This window comes from Streptomyces sp. enrichment culture, assembly GCF_964273255.1.
In the GTDB taxonomy this organism is placed as follows: domain Bacteria; phylum Actinomycetota; class Actinomycetes; order Streptomycetales; family Streptomycetaceae; genus Streptomyces.
Map to the genome: position 1 here is coordinate 6,137,639 of NZ_OZ186835.1, position 18,007 is coordinate 6,155,645.

Annotated in this window: 16 protein-coding genes; 7 read left to right on the plus strand and 9 right to left on the minus strand. The window is 73.9% G+C overall.

Features of this window, described 5'->3' with window-relative positions:
* Window positions 1–110: 110 nt before the first annotated feature.
* On the plus strand, window positions 111–2,996 hold the full coding sequence (gene gcvP, locus ACSU53_RS26750; protein ID WP_437031752.1) for an aminomethyl-transferring glycine dehydrogenase: 2,886 nt from the start codon (window positions 111–113) through the stop codon (window positions 2,994–2,996).
* Between the two features lie 130 nt (window positions 2,997–3,126).
* Here gcvP and ACSU53_RS26755 read toward each other — a convergent pair whose 3' ends face one another.
* A complete protein-coding gene (locus tag ACSU53_RS26755; protein WP_437031754.1) occupies window positions 3,127–3,786 on the minus strand; it encodes a TetR/AcrR family transcriptional regulator in 660 nt (219 codons plus the stop codon).
* Window positions 3,787–3,887: 101 nt separating this feature from the next.
* Here ACSU53_RS26755 and ACSU53_RS26760 point away from each other — a divergent pair, with 101 nt between their 5' ends.
* On the plus strand, window positions 3,888–4,556 hold the full coding sequence (locus ACSU53_RS26760) for a CatB-related O-acetyltransferase (protein WP_437031756.1): 669 nt from the start codon (window positions 3,888–3,890) through the stop codon (window positions 4,554–4,556).
* Window positions 4,557–4,618: 62 nt separating this feature from the next.
* A complete protein-coding gene (locus tag ACSU53_RS26765) occupies window positions 4,619–5,281 on the plus strand; it encodes a DUF5701 family protein (RefSeq protein WP_437031758.1) in 663 nt (220 codons plus the stop codon).
* Between the two features lie 174 nt (window positions 5,282–5,455).
* On the opposite strand, the gene ACSU53_RS26770 is transcribed toward ACSU53_RS26765, so the two are convergent.
* The 6 genes from ACSU53_RS26770 to ACSU53_RS26795 form a co-directional block, all read right to left on the minus strand.
* Window positions 5,456–6,586, minus strand: a complete 1,131-nt coding sequence (locus ACSU53_RS26770; protein ID WP_437031760.1) for an ABC transporter ATP-binding protein — start codon at window positions 6,584–6,586, stop codon at window positions 5,456–5,458.
* Window position 6,587: 1 nt separating this feature from the next.
* Complete coding sequence (locus ACSU53_RS26775; protein ID WP_437031762.1) at window positions 6,588–7,466, minus strand: ABC transporter permease; 879 nt, start codon at window positions 7,464–7,466, stop codon at window positions 6,588–6,590.
* Window positions 7,463–8,308 (minus strand): molybdate ABC transporter substrate-binding protein, encoded by an 846-nt coding sequence (gene modA, locus ACSU53_RS26780; RefSeq protein WP_437031764.1) that lies wholly within the window; start codon window positions 8,306–8,308, stop codon window positions 7,463–7,465. The genes ACSU53_RS26775 and modA overlap by 4 nt, the downstream gene beginning before the upstream one ends.
* Before the next feature lie 306 nt (window positions 8,309–8,614).
* Entirely contained in the window at window positions 8,615–9,010 is a 396-nt protein-coding gene (locus ACSU53_RS26785; RefSeq protein WP_437031766.1) for a TOBE domain-containing protein, read from the minus strand.
* Window positions 9,011–9,324: 314 nt separating this feature from the next.
* The gene (locus ACSU53_RS26790) at window positions 9,325–9,531 is read right to left on the minus strand and encodes a DUF5999 family protein (RefSeq protein ID WP_437031768.1); all 207 of its coding nucleotides are present in this window, start codon (window positions 9,529–9,531) and stop codon (window positions 9,325–9,327) included.
* Between the two features lie 375 nt (window positions 9,532–9,906).
* On the minus strand, window positions 9,907–10,491 hold the full coding sequence (locus ACSU53_RS26795; RefSeq protein WP_437031769.1) for a hypothetical protein: 585 nt from the start codon (window positions 10,489–10,491) through the stop codon (window positions 9,907–9,909).
* Window positions 10,492–11,049: 558 nt separating this feature from the next.
* Here ACSU53_RS26795 and ACSU53_RS26800 point away from each other — a divergent pair.
* Window positions 11,050–12,567: a glutamate-cysteine ligase family protein gene (locus ACSU53_RS26800; protein ID WP_437031771.1), complete on the plus strand. Its 1,518-nt coding sequence runs from the start codon at window positions 11,050–11,052 to the stop codon at window positions 12,565–12,567.
* A 165-nt stretch (window positions 12,568–12,732) separates the two neighbouring features.
* A complete protein-coding gene (locus tag ACSU53_RS26805; protein WP_437031773.1) occupies window positions 12,733–13,533 on the plus strand; it encodes a CPBP family intramembrane glutamic endopeptidase in 801 nt (266 codons plus the stop codon).
* A gap of 42 nt (window positions 13,534–13,575) precedes the next feature.
* On the opposite strand, the gene ACSU53_RS26810 is transcribed toward ACSU53_RS26805, so the two are convergent.
* Window positions 13,576–14,400, minus strand: a complete 825-nt coding sequence (locus tag ACSU53_RS26810; protein WP_437031775.1) for a PhzF family phenazine biosynthesis protein — start codon at window positions 14,398–14,400, stop codon at window positions 13,576–13,578.
* A 276-nt stretch (window positions 14,401–14,676) separates the two neighbouring features.
* Here ACSU53_RS26810 and ACSU53_RS26815 point away from each other — a divergent pair, with 276 nt between their 5' ends.
* A complete protein-coding gene (locus ACSU53_RS26815) occupies window positions 14,677–16,233 on the plus strand; it encodes an oxidoreductase (protein ID WP_437031777.1) in 1,557 nt (518 codons plus the stop codon).
* 673 nt (window positions 16,234–16,906) lie between these two features.
* Window positions 16,907–17,542 (plus strand): PadR family transcriptional regulator, encoded by a 636-nt coding sequence (locus ACSU53_RS26820; RefSeq protein WP_437031779.1) that lies wholly within the window; start codon window positions 16,907–16,909, stop codon window positions 17,540–17,542.
* Window positions 17,543–17,733: 191 nt separating this feature from the next.
* Here the strand turns inward: ACSU53_RS26820 and ACSU53_RS26825 are convergent, their stop codons facing one another.
* Window positions 17,734–17,946 carry a hypothetical protein gene (locus ACSU53_RS26825; protein ID WP_437031781.1) on the minus strand — a complete coding sequence of 71 codons (213 nt, stop codon included), beginning with the start codon at window positions 17,944–17,946 and terminating at the stop codon, window positions 17,734–17,736.
* Window positions 17,947–18,007: the final 61 nt, after the last annotated feature.

Here is an 18,007-nt window from a genome sequence, read left to right on the forward strand (position 1 = left end):
CCCTGGGGCGGTCCGGTGAAGCTCTCAGGTCGAGATGACAGAGGGGGAGGCCGTCCGGGTACCCGTGCCGTGGTGCCCCACGAAGGTCGTCAGACCAGGAGGCCTCCGCAATGACCGCCCATCGCACTCCGCTCTCCGAGCTCGAGCAGGGGATCCCGTTCGAGCAGCGCCACATCGGACCCGACCACGAAGCCCGGGCCAAGATGCTCGCCCAGGTCGGCTACGGCTCGCTGGACGAGCTGACGGCCGCCGCGGTGCCGGACGTCATCAAGAACGCCGACGCCCTGGACCTGCCCGGCGCCCGCAGCGAGGCCGAGGTGCTCGCAGAACTGCGCTCCCTGGCCGGACGCAACCAGGTGCTCGGCTCGATGATCGGGCTCGGCTACTACGGGACGTTCACGCCGCCCGTCATCCTGCGCAACGTCATGGAGAACCCGGCCTGGTACACGGCGTACACGCCCTACCAGCCGGAGATCTCCCAGGGCCGCCTCGAAGCCCTGCTGAACTTCCAGACCACCGTCGCCGAGCTCACCGGGCTGCCGACCTCCGGTGCCTCGCTGCTCGACGAGGGCACCGCCGCCGCCGAGGCGATGGCCCTCTCGCGGCGCATGGGCAAGAACAAGAAGGGCCTGTTCCTGGTCGACGCGGACGCGCTGCCGCAGACCGTCGCCGTGATCCGCACCCGCGCCGTGCCGACCGGCGTCGAGGTCGTCGTCGCCGACCTGAGCGACGGCATCCCCGCCGAGATCGCCGAGCGGGAGATCAACGGCGTGCTGCTGCAGTACCCGGGCGCCTCCGGCGCCGTCCGCGACCTCAAGCCGGTCATCGACCAGGCGCACGAGCTCGGCGCCCTGGTCACGGTGGCCGCCGACCTGCTGGCGCTCACGCTGCTGACGTCGCCCGGCGAGCTCGGCGCGGACATCGCCGTCGGCACCACCCAGCGCTTCGGTGTGCCGATGGGCTTCGGCGGGCCGCACGCCGGCTACATGGCCGTCCAGGAGAAGATGGCCCGCAGCCTGCCCGGCCGCCTCGTCGGCGTCTCCGTCGACGTCGACGGCAGCCAGGCCTACCGGCTGGCGCTGCAGACCCGCGAGCAGCACATCCGCCGCGAGAAGGCCACCAGCAACATCTGCACCGCCCAGGTGCTGCTCGCCGTCATGGCCGGCATGTACGCCGTCTACCACGGTCCGGAGGGTCTGCGCACCATCGCCCGGCGCACCCACCGCTACGCCACGATCCTGGCCGAGGGCCTGCGGGCCGGCGGCGTGGAGATCGTGCACGACTCCTACTTCGACACCGTGACCGCGCGGGTTCCCGGCCGGGCCGGCGAGGTCGTGGCCGCCGCGCGGGACAACGGCGTCAACCTGCGTCTCGTCGACGCCGACCACGTCTCGGCAGCCTGTGACGAGACCACCACCCGGGACCAGCTGACGGCCGTCTGGCGGGCCTTCGGGGTCGACGGCGACGTCGAGTCCCTCGACGGCACCGCGCGGGACACGCTGCCGGAGGCGCTGCTGCGCTCCGACGAGTTCCTGACCCACCCGGTCTTCCACCAGCACCGCTCCGAGACGGCCATGCTGCGCTACCTGCGCCGGCTCGCCGACCGCGACTACGCGCTGGACCGCGGCATGATCCCGCTGGGCTCCTGCACCATGAAGCTCAACGCGACCACCGAGATGGAGCCGGTCACCTGGCCCGAGTTCGGTCAGCTGCACCCCTTCGCGCCCGCCGAGCAGGCCGCCGGGTACCTCACGCTCATCCGTGAGCTGGAGGACCGGCTCGCCGAGGTCACCGGCTACGACAAGGTGTCCCTCCAGCCCAACGCCGGCTCCCAGGGCGAGCTGGCCGGACTCCTCGCGGTGCGCGGCTACCACCGCGCCAACGGCGACGAGCAGCGCACGGTCTGCCTCATCCCGTCCTCCGCGCACGGCACCAACGCGGCCAGCGCGGTCATGGCCGGCATGAAGGTCGTCGTCGTCAGGACCGCCGACGACGGCGAGGTCGACGTCGAGGACCTGCGCGCCAAGATCGAGCAGTACCGCGACCAGCTCGCCGTGCTGATGATCACCTACCCGTCCACGCACGGGGTGTTCGAGGAGCACGTCGCCGACATCTGCGCCGCGGTGCACGAGGCCGGCGGCCAGGTCTACGTGGACGGCGCCAACCTCAACGCCCTGGTCGGTCTGGCCAAGCCGGGCCACTTCGGCGGCGACGTCTCCCACCTGAACCTGCACAAGACGTTCTGCATCCCGCACGGCGGCGGTGGCCCCGGCGTCGGCCCGGTCGGCGTCCGCGCCCATCTGGCGCCCTACCTGCCGAACCACCCCATGCAGCCGGAGGCGGGCCCTCAGACCGGGGTCGGCCCGATCTCGGCGGCGCCCTGGGGCTCGGCGGGCATCCTGCCCATCTCCTGGGCGTACGTCCGGCTCATGGGCGGCGAGGGGCTGAAGCGGGCCACGCAGGTGGCGGTGCTCAGCGCCAACTACATCGCCAAGCGCCTGGAGCCGCACTACCCGGTGCTCTACACCGGGCCCGGCGGGCTGGTGGCGCACGAGTGCATCATCGACCTGCGCCCGCTGACCAAGGCGACCGGCGTCAGCGTCGACGACGTGGCCAAGCGGCTGATCGACTACGGCTTCCACGCGCCGACGATGTCCTTCCCGGTGGCCGGCACGCTGATGATCGAGCCGACCGAGTCGGAGGACCTGGCCGAACTGGACCGGTTCTGCGAGACGATGATCGCCATCCGTGCGGAGATCGAGAAGGTCGGGTCGGGCGAGTGGCCCGCCGAGGACAACCCGCTGCGCAACGCCCCGCACACCGCGGCCGCGCTCGGCGGGGAGTGGGACCACGCGTACAGCCGCGAGGAGGCCGTGTTCCCGGCCGGCGTGAATGCCGCCGACAAGTACTGGCCGCCGGTGCGCCGCATCGACCAGGCCTACGGCGACCGCAACCTGGTGTGCTCCTGCCCGCCGCTGGACGCGTACGAGGACTGACGCCCTGGTGGGAGCACCGTCCCGGGGGCCCGGCGTGGCACGGGGACGGTGCTGTCGGGGCAGGTGAGCGCCCGGCCGGGGATTCCCGGCCGGGCGCTCCCGCGTCCGGGGGCCTCACGGGGCGGGGCCGTCAGGCGGTGCCGAGGGTGCCGAGGGACGGTTCCAGCAGGTCGAAGGCGCGGGCCGCCTCCGGCGCGACCGTCGCCTCGATCTCGTCGGCGGGCAGCCCGGCGAGGGTGAGCTGCTGGATGCGCCGGAACAGCAGACGGTGGACCGTGCCCAGGAGACCGGCGGCCGTGCGGATCACGATGTCGTCGGAGGGCAGGTCCTCGGCCGCGGCGAGCGCCTCGGCCAGTGCCTCCTCCCGGCGGTCGTGCAGGCCCCGCACGCACGCGGTGAGGGTGGCGCTGTCGGCCACCATCCGGGCGAACTCCGGGCCGGTGAAGCCGCTCACCGGATCGTGGGCGGCGAGCGCCTCGGTGAACGCGCGGCGCAGCGCGGCCAGGGCGGACTCGCCGGGCCCGCGCGCGGCCACCGACGAGGCCAGGGCGGCGACGAAGGAGTCCTGGTGGTCGAGCGCCAGGTCCTCCTTGCGGGCGAAGTAGTTGGTGACCGTCTTCTTCGAGACCCGCGCCGCGTCGGCGATCTCCGCGATGGTCGTGGCGTCGAAGCCCTGGCGGAGGAAGAGACGGGTGGCCTGATCGGAGATGTGCTGACGGGTCTCCTGCTTCTTGACCTCGCGCAGGCCGCCCCCGGACCGTGACGGCGCGCTGTCGTGGTGACTGCTCATGGGCGAATCTTACCCCCGTAGTAATATTTTGTTGACACGCTTCCTTCGGCGAGGGTAATTTTACGTCCGACGTAAAGAGCGACCAGCGTTACGGGGACCCCATGACCGACCCTTCCGTCCTGCACCCGCTGCCCGGGCACGAGCGCGTCGTGTTCCTCAAGCCGCTGATCACCTCACCGTCGATCGAGGTCGGCGAGTTCACCTACTACGACGATCCCGACGCGGCGACGGACTTCGAGCGGCGCAACGTCCTCTACGCCTACGGTCCCGAGAAGCTGGTCATCGGGCGGTTCTGCGCCGTGGCGAGCGGTACCCGCTTCCTGATGGCCGGGGCGGAACACCCGACGATGGGCGTGTCCACCTACCCCTTCACCATGTTCGGCGGGGAGTGGACCGACCGGACCCTCGATCTGGTGACCGGCATGCCCAGCCGCGGCGACACGGTCGTCGGCAACGACGTCTGGTTCGGCTACGGGGCCACCGTCATGCCGGGCGTGCGCATCGGGGACGGCGCCATCATCGCCGCCGGAGCCGTCGTCACGGCCGACGTGCCGCCGTACACCGTGGTCGGCGGCAACCCGGCCCGCCCGATCCGGCAGCGCTACGGCGACGCGGACGTGGCGCTGCTGCTGGAAGCGGCCTGGTGGGACTGGCCCGTCGACGTGATCACCCGCCATGTGCGCACGATCATGGCCGGCACACCGGCCGAGATCCACGCGATCGCCGCCCGCGGGACCGGCGGCCGCGGCGACGCCCCCGGCACGTCCTGACCGCGCCGGCGCGCCCTTCCACCGTCTCCTCACCGCCCGGAACTCCCCGCAAGGAGCACGCGTTGACCGACACCCCGACCACCGCCACCGGCCCGCTGTCCCCGCTGCCGCCGCTGTCCGCCCAGGCGGACCGCCTGATCGCCCTCGGCCTGCACACGCACGCGGGGATACCGGCCGAGGAGGTCCGCTCGTTCGCGGCACGGCACTCCGCCGCGGGCCGTCACACCCTGCTGGCACTCCACCCCGACCGTGTCCCCGCCTCGGTCCTCGCGCCGTTGCTGCGCCGCGCCGGCAAGTCCGGCTTCGTCGTCACGGACATGCCGGACGTCGACCGGTTCGCGCCCCAGGGGGTCGACCTGCCCGACGCCCCCCTCTACACCGTCACCGGCGTCGACCGGGGCGATCACCTGGCGAACTGGAGCCCCGAGGAGGCGCTGCCCGAACTCACCGGCAAGGGCCGCACCCCGTTGCTGCTGAGCGAGGGCATCCACTGGGTGCTCCAGCAGCCCGAGGCCCTGGAGCGCAACCGCTGCTTCATGACCATCGCGTCCCGGCTGCGCAAGCCCAACGGGAGGTTCGACGCCCGCACGCCCGCGCTCTGGATCAGCAACGGCACTGGCCGCGACGGCCGGGACCGGCGCGACGCCCCGAAGGTCGGCTGGTGCTGGTGGGGCAACCGCCACACCTGGCTCGGCTTCGCCTCCGCCGCGGTCCGCGAGACCTGACGCTCCGCCTCCCGGTCCGCGAAGCCTGACGTCCTGCCTGCCCGGCCACGGACGTCCGGTCGGTCGGGCGACCGGTCACTCGGGCGACCGGTCACTCGGGCGACCGGTCACCCCGGCGAGCGGGCGGCCGGGCACCGCGCCCGGCGGACGGGGAGCGCGCCGGGCGGACGGGCGTCACGCCGGGTAGGCGTGGGTCTGGGTCGCCTTGACGGCCGCCCAGACCGGAGCGCCCGGCCGCAGGCCGAGCTCGGCGGCGGCCACTGTGGTCAGGTCGGCGGCCAGCGACAGGTCGCCGGTCAGGTCGGCGCGGACCCGGTCGCCGTGGACCTCCAGGCCGACGACCTCGCAGCGCCACAGGTTGCGGGCGCTGGACCCGCCGGGACGCTCCGCGTGCAGGGTCACCGCACTCGGCGGGAACGCGACGAAGGCGGCCCCGGTGAGCTGCTCGTCGGTGGCCACGGCGGGGCCCCCGGCGAGGCGGACGGTGTGGCCCTCGGCCCGGCCGCGGTACAGGTTCAGCCCGACCAGCCGGGCGATGTACTCGCTGCGGGGGTGACGGGCGATGTCGGAGGGCGTGCCCTCCTGGACGGTCCGGCCCTCCTCGACCACCACCAGACGGTCGGCGAGCACCATCGCGTCCAGCGGATCGTGCGTCACCAGGACGGCGACGGCCTCGAAGGCGGCCAGGTGGCGGCGGAGCTCCGCCCGCACCTCCAGCCGGGTCCGGGCGTCCAGCGCCGCCAGCGGTTCGTCCAGGAGCAGCAGCCGCGGACGCGTGGCGAGGGCCCGGGCGAGCGCCACGCGCTGGGCCTGCCCGCCGGACAGGCGGCGGGGTTTGGCGCCGGCGTGTCCGGCCAGCCCCATGCGGTCCAGCCACGCGGCGGCCAGCGCTCGCGCCTCCGCCTTCCCGGCGCCCCGGCAGCGTGGCCCGAAGGCCACGTTGTCGAGCGCGGTCAGGTGCGGGAAGAGCAGGTAGTCCTGGAAGACCACGCCGACCGGGCGGTCCTCGGGCGGCGCGTCCCGCAGGTCCCGTCCGTCCAGCCGCAGGTGGCCGTCGGTGAGCGGGGCGAGGCCGGCCAGGGCGCGCAACGCGGTGGACTTCCCGGCACCGTTCGGGCCCAGCAGCGCGATGACGTCCCCGGGTGCGGCGCGCAGCCGGACGTCCAGCCGGAAGGAGCCCCGGTCCACCACGAGCCGGGCGTCGAGTCCGTCGCCGGGGGCGCGACCGGCAGGGGGGCGGGCTCCGGCCGGGGCCGCTCCGGCGGTGGGGTCGCCGGAACGCTCCGGCAGCTTCCCGGCCGTCACGTCACACCGCCCTCGTCCAGCGGTCGCGCAGCCCGGCCAGCACGGCGACGGACACCGCCAGCAGGACCAGGCTCAGGGCGATCGCCGCCGCCGGGTCGTTCTGCAGGGCGAGGTAGACGGCGAGCGGCATCGTCTGGGTGCGGCCGGGGAAGTTGCCCGCGAAGGTGATCGTGGCGCCGAACTCGCCGAGGGCCCTGGCCCAGGCCAGCACGGCGCCGGCCGCGACGCCGGGGACGATCAGGGGCAGGGTGACCCGGCGGAAGGCGGTGAACCGGGAGGCGCCCAGCGTCGCGGCGGCCTCCTCGAAGCGCGGGTCCGCGGCCCGCAGGGTGCCTTCGACGCTGATGACGAGGAACGGCATCGCCACGAACGTCTCGGCGACCACGACCCCGGCGGTGGAGAAGGGCAGCGTGACGCCGAACCAGGCGTCCAGCCACTGGCCGACGACACCGTTGCGGCCGAGGGCGAGCAGCAGCGCCACACCGCCCACCACCGGCGGAAGGACCAGGGGCAGCGTGACCAGGGCCCGGACCACGGCCCGCCCGGGGAAGTCGGTGCGCGCGAGCAGCCAGGCGAGGGGCACGCCGAACAGCAGGCTCAGCGCGGTCGCCGCGGTGGCGCAGATCAGCGAGAGCCGCAGCGCCTCCCACACCTCGGGGCTGCGCAGCTGCTCGGGCAGACTGCTCCAGGGTGCGCGCAGCAGCAGGGCGAGGAGGGGCACCAGCAGGAAGGCGAGCCCCAGCACGGCGGGCACCAGGAGCGGCAGCGGGACGCCCCGGCCGGGCGGGCGCCGTGCCTTGCCGGCACCCGGGGCCGGGCCGGCTCCGGGCGGGACGGCCGCCCGGTCCGCGGGACGCGGGGACTCGCCGGCGCCGGTCATGGCGCGAGGAACCCGGCGCCGTTCAGGACCCGCTGCCCCTCGGCGGACCGCACCAGCGCGAGGAATGCCCGCGCGGCCGTGGGGTTGGGCGCGTTCTTCAGCACGGTGGCCGGGTAGGCGTTGACGGCTTCGGCCGACTCGGGGAACTCCACGCCCTCCACCCTGTCACCCGCCGCCCTCACATCCGTGCGGTACACGACGGCGGCGTCGGCCTCCTTGAGCTCGACCTTCGTCAGGGCGCTCTTGACGTCCTGCTCGTACGAGACCGGGGTGAGGCCGACACCGGCGGCGTCCAGCGCGGTCCGGGCGGCGGCACCGCAGGGGACCGCGCGGTCGCACAGGACGACCTTCAGGCCGGGCCGGGTCAGGTCGCTCAGGGAGCGGATGCTGCGCGGGTTGCCCGGGAGGGTGGCGATCGCCAGGCGGTTGCGGGCGAACGGGGCGGGGGTGCCGTCGGCGTCGCCGTGGCGGGTGACGACCTCCATGGTCCTGGTGCTGGCGGCGGCGAAGACGTCGGCCGGGGCGCCGTTGGTGATGCCGGCGGCCAGGCTGTCGCTGCCGCCGAAGTTGAAGGTGACCTCCGTGCCGGGGTGGGCCTTCTCGAACCGTTCGCCCAGGACCGTGAAGCTCTCCTCGAGCGAGGCGGCGGCGAAGACGGTGACCGTCCCCGTGGGATTGCCGTCGCGGGCCCCGGGCTCGCCCGGCGCGGTGCCGGCGCACCCACCGGTGAGCAGCAGGGCGGCGGCTGCCGCGGCGCCGGTGAGCACCCTGCGGCCACGGCGTGTCCCCAGGGCCGTACGGGGCCGGGGCCGCCGAGGCGGGTGCGCGGTACGACGGGTCATCTCGGAGCCGCTCCCTCGGGTGCGAGGCGGAGGGAAGGCACCGCGAGACGGCCTTCCACACGTCCGACCATGATGGCGCAGATGCCAGGGAGAAGTCATCCGTGGCATCGCATGAGCGAGGCTGAGGGGCGATCGGGTGGGTGTGTGCGTTCGTCCAACGAGCAGTGGGCCGGTGCGCACCCCGGCGGGGGCGAGGGCGCGGACCGGGAACCGAGCCGGTGCCGGCCCCCGGCGGCCGGATGCCGGTGCCGGGACGTCGGTGTCAGGACGTGGGCGGACCCGGCCGGGGTGGCACGGGACCCGGCGTCAGACCCGGTCGATGTGGACGTTCGTCGACTTCACGCGGGCGGTGGCCTCCATGCCGACCTCCAGGCCCAGGTCCTCGACGGCTTCCCGGGTGAGCAGCGAGACGAGGCGGTGCGGCCCGGCCTGGATCTCCACCTGGGCGGCGACGTCGCCCAGCTTGATCGCGGTGACGATGCCGGGGAAGGCGTTGCGGGCCGAGGTGTAGGGGGCGTCCTCCTCGTCCGTGGCCGCCCTGGCGAGCTCGACCGAGAAGGCGGCCAGGTCCCGCCCGTCGACGAGGCGGCGTCCGCCGCGGTCGCGGTGGGTGGTGATCCGCCCGGCGTCGGCCCAGCGGCGGGCGGTGTCGGGGCTCACGCCGAGCAGCCGTGCTGCCTGGCCGATGGTGTAGGACTGCATGCCGGTCACCCTATGGGCGGGCCCCGGGTGCCGCCGATACGCCGACGGGCCGGGCCGTGCCCCGTGACCGGTGTTCCCGACGGGCGGAGGGCGTCGCGCGGACGGCTGTGCCGGACGGGGCGCGCGGGACGTGCGGCCGGGGGCGATGGTGCCGGGCGGGCGGGGCAGGAAAGGCTGCCGGGGGCGATGTGCCGGACGGACGGGCGGGCGAGGCGTGCGCGAGGGCCGGGCGGCGGGGGAGTCCCGTCGCCCGGCCCCTGTGTGTCTCCGTCGGCGCGACCGTGTGTGCCGCCGCCGCCGTCGGGACGGTCCGGTCAGGCCGTGGTCATGACCGGGCCGGTGTCCCGGGGACGCTGCGGCGCGACGACGCTGCCGTCGGGCAGCAGCTCACCGAGGTCCTCGAAGAGCACGACACCGTTGCACAGCAGACTCCAGCCCTGTTCCGGGTGGTGCGCCGCGAGGCGTGCCGACTCCCGGTCGGCGGAGTCGGCTGAGGGGCACGGTGGCTGGTGCTGGCACATGGGTGGGTTCTCTCGCTCTGTGGTGTCCTGTGGCATGGCGGTTCGTGCAGTCGCGCGGCTCGAAGCGTCGGTCATGGCCGCCCCCCGTCGTGACGAGTCGGTCGGGAACCAGTGTTGCCGCAAGGGCGTCGATCCGCAGGGATATCGCGGTACCGCCCCTCCTGCCGTGAGGACGCGTCACCCGCGCGGACGGTTCATCCCAACTGCACTGTCACTTCGGGGGGTTCGAGGGGGCCGGATCGGGCTAGTCACCGCCGGGGGTCCCGCCCCACGGCGCGCACCCCGCCGCGTCCGGTACGTCCGGAGCGGCGGGGTGCGCGGTGCGAGGGGAACGGTGCGCTCACGCGCGGCGGCGCGAGCGGCACCGGGCGGCGGTCACGCCGGGGAGCCCAGCAGCCGGGGCCGGGTCACCCGGTGGGTCAGCACCGGGAGCAGGTCGGCCACCCGGTGGGGGCGGTGCGCCGCGATCCCGGGAGGCGCCGGGGCCAGCGGGACGAGCAGGTCGGTGGCCGCCGGACGGCCCGCGGCCCCGTCCGCGGCGCGGTCGCCGTGCAGCCACAGCGTCAGCATGTACAGCTCCGGCACGGACAGCAGCCGGGGCTGGTACGGCTCCGCCAACGCCTCGGCCTGTCGCAGCGCCAGCTCGGTGGAGGTGACGTAGGGGCCCTCGAAGAAGCGGGAGAACGTCCAGCCGTCGGCGGTGAGCACGGTGTCCGCGGCGGCCACCGCGTGCTCACCGGAGCGGATCAGGAACCGCCAGCCGGTCAGGCGGGTCGCCGATCCGCCCTGGGCGGTGATCCCGTCCAGGACGTGCACGGGCAGCGGCAGCTCGGGTGCGAGGGGGCGTGGGGCGTCCAGGAGGGAGGGCGTGCGGGCGTCGCGGACCGCGGTGGGGGAGGAGAGCGCGGTCAGGACGGACCGCAGGGCCGGCGCGGGAGCCGGAGGGACATGCAGGGGCATGGTGGGTCGCCTCTCATTCGAAGGCACGGTGGCACGAGGGCGGGGGGTGGCGTGGCGGACGGCGCTGTCTGCTCGCGGAAGTCAGAGAGGCGGGGGCCGGGCCGGAGCCCGAGAGGTGGGGGTGAGGACTGCCGGACGTCACCTCGTCGGCTGGATCGCTCGACCGCGGCGCCAGCTCTCTGCCTTGTTCACGGAGTTTATACGAAACGTGTTAGGGCTATGTTTCGGCTAGCCGTTTCGCGTACGGAAAACAAGGGTACTTCCGGTCGATGAAATGCGTGAACCATCCCGGTTCCGCGGTGGCTGCGAGGCGGTGACCTGGAGAAATGCGTGAAGCGCGGTCGGCCCATTTCGATCGGCGTTTTTCACGATTTCTCAATGGCCGCGTGACGTCTGTTGCGCTTCATGCCCCGTGAATGTGCCACTGGTCACAACCAACAGGGTAGCGGGTGCCGGGTCGGTCGGGGACGTTATCGATCGCATCGGCTGGGCATCCTCCTCTGTGCACCAGGACCCCGGCGGCCGATCTGTGGCCCGCCCATCCGAGGAGGGACTTCGATGGGGGAAAAGGTCGTGGCGGGTCAGTTCGACCTGTCCGATCGCCAGCTCTACCGCGACAAGCTGCGCAGGTGTCTGACCGGCTTGGAGCGACTGCTGGCGGAGAAGCGGTTCGACCGCCCCAAGAACCTCATGGGCGTCGAGATCGAATTGAACCTCGCGGGCGCCGACGGCATGCCGAGAATGCTCAACGCGCAAGTCCTCGAACGCATCGCGAGTCGTGACTTCCAGACGGAACTCGCCATGTTCAACCTGGAAGTCAACATCGCCCCCCACCGGGTGGACGGCCGGGTTTTCGACCGGCTCGCCGAGGAACTGCGCACCTCGCTCGCGTACGCGGACCGGAAAGCCGCGGAGGTGGACGCCGGCATTGTGATGATCGGTATTCTGCCGACGCTGGACCGGGACGACCTGGTGTCCTCGAACCTGTCCGCCGTCGACCGTTACACCCTTCTCAACGACCAGATCGTGGCCGCCCGGGGCGAGGACTTCACCCTCGACATCGAAGGGGTCGAGCACCTCACCTGCACGTCGAAGTCCATCGCCCCCGAGGCCGCCTGCACGTCCGTGCAGCTCCACCTCCAGGTGACCCCCTCCCGCTTCGCCGACGTGTGGAACGCGGCCCAGGCCGTGGCCGCCGCGCAGATCGCGCTGGGGGCCAACTCGCCGTTCCTGTTCGGCCGGGAGCTGTGGCGGGAGTCCCGGCCCCCGTTGTTCCAGCAGTCCACCGACACCCGGCCGCCCGAGCTGCAGGCCCAGGGCGTGCGCCCGCGCACCTGGTTCGGCGAGCGCTGGGTGACCTCGGCGTACGACCTGTTCGAGGAGAACCTGCGGTACTACCCGGCCCTGCTGCCGATCTGCGACGACGAGGACCCGCTGGAGGTGCTCGACAAGGGCGGAGTACCGTCGCTGGCCGAGCTGGTCCTGCACAACGGCACGGTCTACCGGTGGAACCGCCCGGTCTACGGCATCGCCGACGGCGTCCCGCACCTGCGGGTGGAGAACCGGGTGCTGCCGGCCGGCCCCACCGTCGTCGACGTGGTGGCCAACGCCGCGTTCTACTACGGGGTCGTGCGCGCCCTCGCCGAGGAGAGCCGCCCGGTGTGGACCCGGCTGCCCTTCGAGGCCGCCGCCGCCAACTTCGACGCCGCCTGCCGGTACGGGATCGACGCGCGCCTGACCTGGCCCCGGCGCGGCCGCTACGGCGGGACGACCGAGGTCGACGCGGTCGCCCTGGTGCGCGACGAACTGCTGCCGCTGGCCGAGGCGGGGCTGGACGCCTGGGGCATCGAACCGGCCGACCGCGACCTGTACCTCGGGGTGATCGAGGAGCGCTGCCGCCGCCGGACGAACGGCGCGAGCTGGCAGGCCGCGACCTTCCACCGGGCGCTGGACGCCGGCCTGGGCCGGGAGGCCGCCCTGGCCGCCACCACCCGCCGCTACCGCGAGCTGATGGTGCAGGGCGATCCGGTGCACAGCTGGCCCGTCGGACTGCCCGAACCGGTCCCGGCGACCTGACCGCACCCCCGGACGGCACCCGCGCGTCACCGCCCGGGACGGCCGACCGGCCCGGGAGGGGCGCCCCGGGCCCGTCGTGGGCGGGGCCGCCGGGGGCCGCCGGGCCGTCGCCCCGCATACTGACCTGCATACTGATCCGGACCGGTCGGTGATGGGGAGGCAGACGTGCAGGCGGAGGCGGGCCCGGGGGACGTGTCCCCTCCTCGGCGGGAGCCCTCCCGCAGGACCCTGCGGGACGAGACGCTGCTGGTACTGGCGCTGTCCCTGGGCGCGAGCGCGGTCTCCGCGCTGATCAGCTTCGTCGGCTCGGTCACCCGGCCCGGGGGCCTCAAGGACCAGGCCGCCACGCTCAACGCCTCGGCCGCGCCCGGCCGCCCGTGGCTGGACCTGGCCTGGCAGCTGTTCGGGATCAGCACGGCGCTCGTGCCGGTGGCCCTCGTCGCGCACTTCCTGCTGCGTGAGGGCGCCGGGCTGCGCACCCTCGGCTTCGACCGCACCCGGCCCTGGTCCGACCTGGGCCGCGGGGCCGCCGTCGCCGCGGTCATCGGCAGCAGCGGCATCGCCTTCTACCTGGCCGCGCGCGGCCTCGGCTTCAACCTCACCGTGGTGCCCGAGGCGCTGCCCGAGGTGTGGTGGAAGTTCCCGGTGCTGATCCTCGCGGCGATGGAGAACTCCGTCGTCGAGGAGGTCATCGTCCTGGCCTATCTGCTGCGGCGGCTCGACCAGCTGGGCTGGGGGCCGGGGGCCGCGCTGGCGGCCAGCGCGGTGCTGCGCGGCTCCTACCACCTCTACCAGGGCATCGGCGGCTTCATCGGCAACATGGTGATGGGCGTGGTGTTCGTCCTGCTGTACCGCCGGTGGGGCCGGGTGGGGCCGCTGGTGGTCGCCCACACCCTGCTCGACATCGGGGCGTTCGTCGGCTACGCCCTGCTGGCCGGCAAGGTCGACTGGCTCCCGACCGCCTGAGCGGGCGGGCGCGCCGCTCCCCGCCGCGCCCGGCCCGCTCCGTCAGGCGCCCGGCTCCGCCACCAGATCGCCGGCGATCACCGTGACGGCGTGCCCGTGCAGCAGGGTGCGCGCGCCCCGGACCTGGGTGCGGACCCTCCCGGAACGGTGCGAGGCCTGGAGCCCGGTGAGGACCGTCCGGCCGAGCCGCCCGGACCAGAAGGGCGCGAGCGCGGTGTGGGCGCTGCCGGTCACCGGGTCCTCGTCGACGCCCACGTTCGGGAAGAAGCAGCGCGAGACGAAGTCGTAGCCCCGCGCCGGGTCCGCCGCGCGGGCGGTGGCGATGATGCCGCGCGTGGAGTGGGCGGCCAGGGACGGCAGATCCGGGCGCAGCGCGTGCACCGTCTCCTCGTCGGCGACCTCGACGAGCAGGTCCCCGACGTCGGGACCGGTGTCGAAGGCCGACAGCACGGCGGTGCCCAGCGCGTCGTCGAGACCGGGCGGGACGGCTGCCGGGGTGAGCGGAGCCGTGGGGAAGTCCAGGGTGAGCAAGCCGTCCTCCGCGCTGTCCGCGCGCAGCACCCCGCTGCGGGTGGCGAACCGCACGGGGCCCCGGTGCGCCCCGGTGGTGTACAGCACGTGCGCGGTGGCCAGGGTGGCGTGCCCGCACATCGCCACCTCGGTGACCGGGGTGAACCAGCGCAGCGCCCAGTCGGCCTCCCCGCCCCGGCTCATGGGGTGCGCGAAGGCGGTCTCGGCGTGGTTGACCTCGCGTGCGACGTCCTGCATCCAGGCGTCGTCGGGGAAGCCGCCGTCCAGGAGCAGCACACCGGCGGGGTTGCCGGCGAAGGGGCGGTCGGTGAAGGCGTCGACGATGTGAATCCGCATGACGCGACCGTAGGGCCTGCGGGAACGCCCGCGCCAAGGCCGATCGTGGAGCGCCGGCCTCGATGCCCCGAATGATCGCCCGGCGCTGGGGAGGCCGTCCGGTGTCAGCCGAGTCCGACGGCTCGACCGGCCCGGCGAAGGGCACACGCTGTGACATCTGCCGGCGGACGAGGGGCGCACGCCGTGAGACCTGCCGGCGGAGCGGGCAGCAGCGGCCCGGTGAGATCCGGGCGCCGGGGGCGGACGGGTGCGGAGGAAGATCGTTACTCTGAACGGGTGCTTTCATACGAGGAGTTGACCCCACCGGAACGTGCGCTGTGGGACGCGTTCCCCGAGGGACGCCGGGTGGACCTGCGCACGGGCGACCCGGACGACGACCGGGTCGCCGAGGGTGGCCGGTGGGGTGCGGAACGGACGGTCCGGGCCGCCGTCCTGGCGGCACTCCTGCTGGGCGGGAACGGCACGCGGCCGGGCGCTGTCGCTGGTCTGCGGCTCGCCGGGGCACGCGTGTCCGGGCGGCTCGACCTGGCCGGTGCCCGGATCGAGCACGCCCTGTGGCTCGAGGACTGCTGGTTCGAGGAACCGGTGAACCTTCTCGGAGCGTCCTCGCAGACTCTCGTGATCACGGGCAGCCGGATCCCGGGCGTCGAAGCGGATTCGGCCTGTGTCGAGGGGGTCCTCGACCTGCGGCGGTCTAGCGTGGAAAGTTTCGGCCACTCCCCCTTCCACCGGGTGAGCACCGCCCTGTCGCTCAGCGATGCCCGGGTGACCAACGGCCTGCTGCTCGACGGGGCGGAGCTGCACGCACCCGGAGGATGCGCCGTGGCCGCCGGCGGCCTGGTCCTGGAAGGGGGCATGTTCTGTCAGGACGGGTTCGTCGCACACGGTGAAGTACGGCTGCCGGGGGCTCAGTTGCCGGGCGGCCTGTTCATGCGGGGCGCGCGGCTCGCGGCCCCCGGACCACGCGGGACGGTTCTCGCCCTGGACAACGCCGCCGCTTCGACCCTCGACCTCTCCGACGGGTTCGTCGCGAACGGGACCGTACGGCTGCGGGGTGCCCGGATCTCGGGCACCGTGACCTTCGCCGGAGCCGTGCTGAACGGACCTCCCGGCGGAGCCGGCCCGGCCCTGCTCGGCACGCTGATGCAGGCCGTCGACTTCGACCTGACCCTCGCCCGGCCACCGGCCGCCGCCGTGGACCTCGGGGGCGCCCAGGTGTCCTCCCTCCACGACAGCGAACACAGCTGGCCGGACGTGGTGGAACTGGACGGCTTCGTCTACGGCTCCCTCAAGACGGCCGGGCCGGGCACGCGGGGGGAGGCCGTGGGGTGGCGCGACTCGGTGGCCGCCCGTGTGGCATGGATACGCCGCTGCCCCGGCTACAACCCCCAGCCCTACGAGCAGCTGGCGGGCTGGTACCGCAAGGCCGGCCATGACGACGAGGCCCGCCGTGTGCTGCTGGCCAAGCAGCGCCATCGGCGCCGGACCCTCTCCCCGGCCGCTCGCGCCTGGGGGCACCTGCTCGACCTGACGGTCGGCTACGGCTACCGCCCCTGGCTGGCCGGCGTCTGGCTGCTCGCGCTGACCTTGCTGGGCACCCTGTCGTTCAGCACGCACACCCCGACTCCGGTCCAGCCGGGCGAAGGCGTCCCTTTCCAGCCCTTCGTCTACACGCTCGACCTGTTGATGCCCATCGGCGGCCTGGGGCAGCGCACGGCCTGGTACTGGACGGACGGTGCCCTCCAGTGGCTGGCCTACCTGCTGATCGCCTTCGGCTGGGTGCTGACGACCGCCGTCATCGCGGGCGTGACCCGCGCGCTGCAGAAGAACTAGACCGACGCTCCCGGTCGTCGCCGGAGCCCCGTCGGCCACGACCGCGGCGGGAGCACGGGCGGCGGGACGGCCATCGCGACGGCCGTCGCGACGGCCTCCTGTGCCGTCGCCGCCGGCCGACGCTCTCGCTGCGCGAGACCCGCACACCCAGGAGCCGTCCTCGGCGGCGGGCAGGACGCAGGGGATGTCCCACGTCCACGGCCACCCGGTGCAGCGGCTGAAGCACAGTCCGCCCATGCCGGGTCAGGGGAAAAGCCGGCGTGGGCGGGGCCCGGCGCACGCGGCTTCGAGCAACCCGGGGCGGCACCCGCCCGTCATCACGCACCCTCCGCCGTCCTGCTTCGACCAGGGCCCGGCCGGATGGCGTCGTCTGCGTGGTGACTGTCATCGCCGTCGACCGCCGAGGGATGCCCTGGCGGCGAGCTCGGCGTCTGCGCCTGCGTGATCGCGTGACTCGCGTGACCTGCGTCGACCGGACGGGGCGAGACACCGTGGACGTCAGTGCCCCGCCTCACGGCGCGACCGGGGGCGGCGCGTGCGCGGGGGAGAGCCTCTGACCGATACGAACAGGGAGGGGCACCGCACGGGTGTTGGCGTTCGAGTATTTAGCGATATATCGTTGAGTTATCGCGACGGGTCAATGGTCAATGATGAGATGAAGGGAGTGGTTGCCATGCGTACTCGCGGACACCGCTGCGACGAGCACGGTCACGCCGGCCCGTGGGGCGGCGGCCGGGGTGACTTCCAGCGTCTGCGCGCCGCCTTCGGTCCGTTCGGCCCCGGTGGCCCGGGCGGGGGCGGACCCGGCTTCGGCTTCGGTCACGGCGGGCCCTGGGGCGGACGGGGGCGCGGAGGGCCGAGGGGCGGGAGGGCGCGGCGCGGTGACGTGCGCGCCTCGATCCTCGCCCTGCTGCGGGAGCGGCCGATGCACGGCTACGAGATGATCCGGGAGATCGCCGAGCGCAGCGGCGGGGCGTGGAAGCCCAGCCCCGGCTCCGTCTACCCCACCCTTCAGTTGCTGGAGGACGAGGGGCTGATCGCCAGCGAGGCGGACGGCGGCAAGAAGCTGTTCGCGCTCACCGACGACGGCCGCGCAGCCGCCGACGACGGGCCCGAGGCGCCGTGGGAGGACGTCTCGCGCGGAGTGGACTGGGAGGCTCTGAACGAGATCCGGCAGGCCGGCTTCGGGCTGATGGAAGCGTTCGGACAGGTCTGGAAGACCGGCAGCGAGGAGCAGCGGGAGAAGGCGCTGGCCGTCATCAACGAGGCCCGCAAGAAGCTGTACCTGATTCTGGCCGACGAGGACTGAGTCCCCCCACCCCGGCCTGGGGCCGGACCGGTCCGGCCCCAGGGCCCTGGTCCCGGACCCCGCCGGAGCGTCGGCGGCGCCCCACGTCGGGTACGTGGGGGCCGCCCGTGTGCCGGGCCGTGAAGGCCGGGGCGGGTTGCGCCAGGGCGGGAGGCGAAGCGCGGTGAGGGGCGGCGCGGTGCGGCGAGGTGTCAGGGGCGGGCCGGGCCGCCGGGGGTGCCGACCCTGCGTATGACCGCCGCGTCGAACAGGTCGCAGGCCCGGGGGAAGGGGCCCTCGTCGTGGTGGTGCCAGGCCTCCCAGAACAGGTCGGCGGGCAGGGCGTCGTCCGGGGCGTAGACCCGGTAGACGTACTGCCTGCCGTCCACCGCCGGCAGGACGACCAGCCAGCACCTGCTCTCCATGCCCGTGTGGGACGAGCGGCGGGCCCCTTCCGGTTGCCGTGCGGGCGCGGGTCAAGGCGGC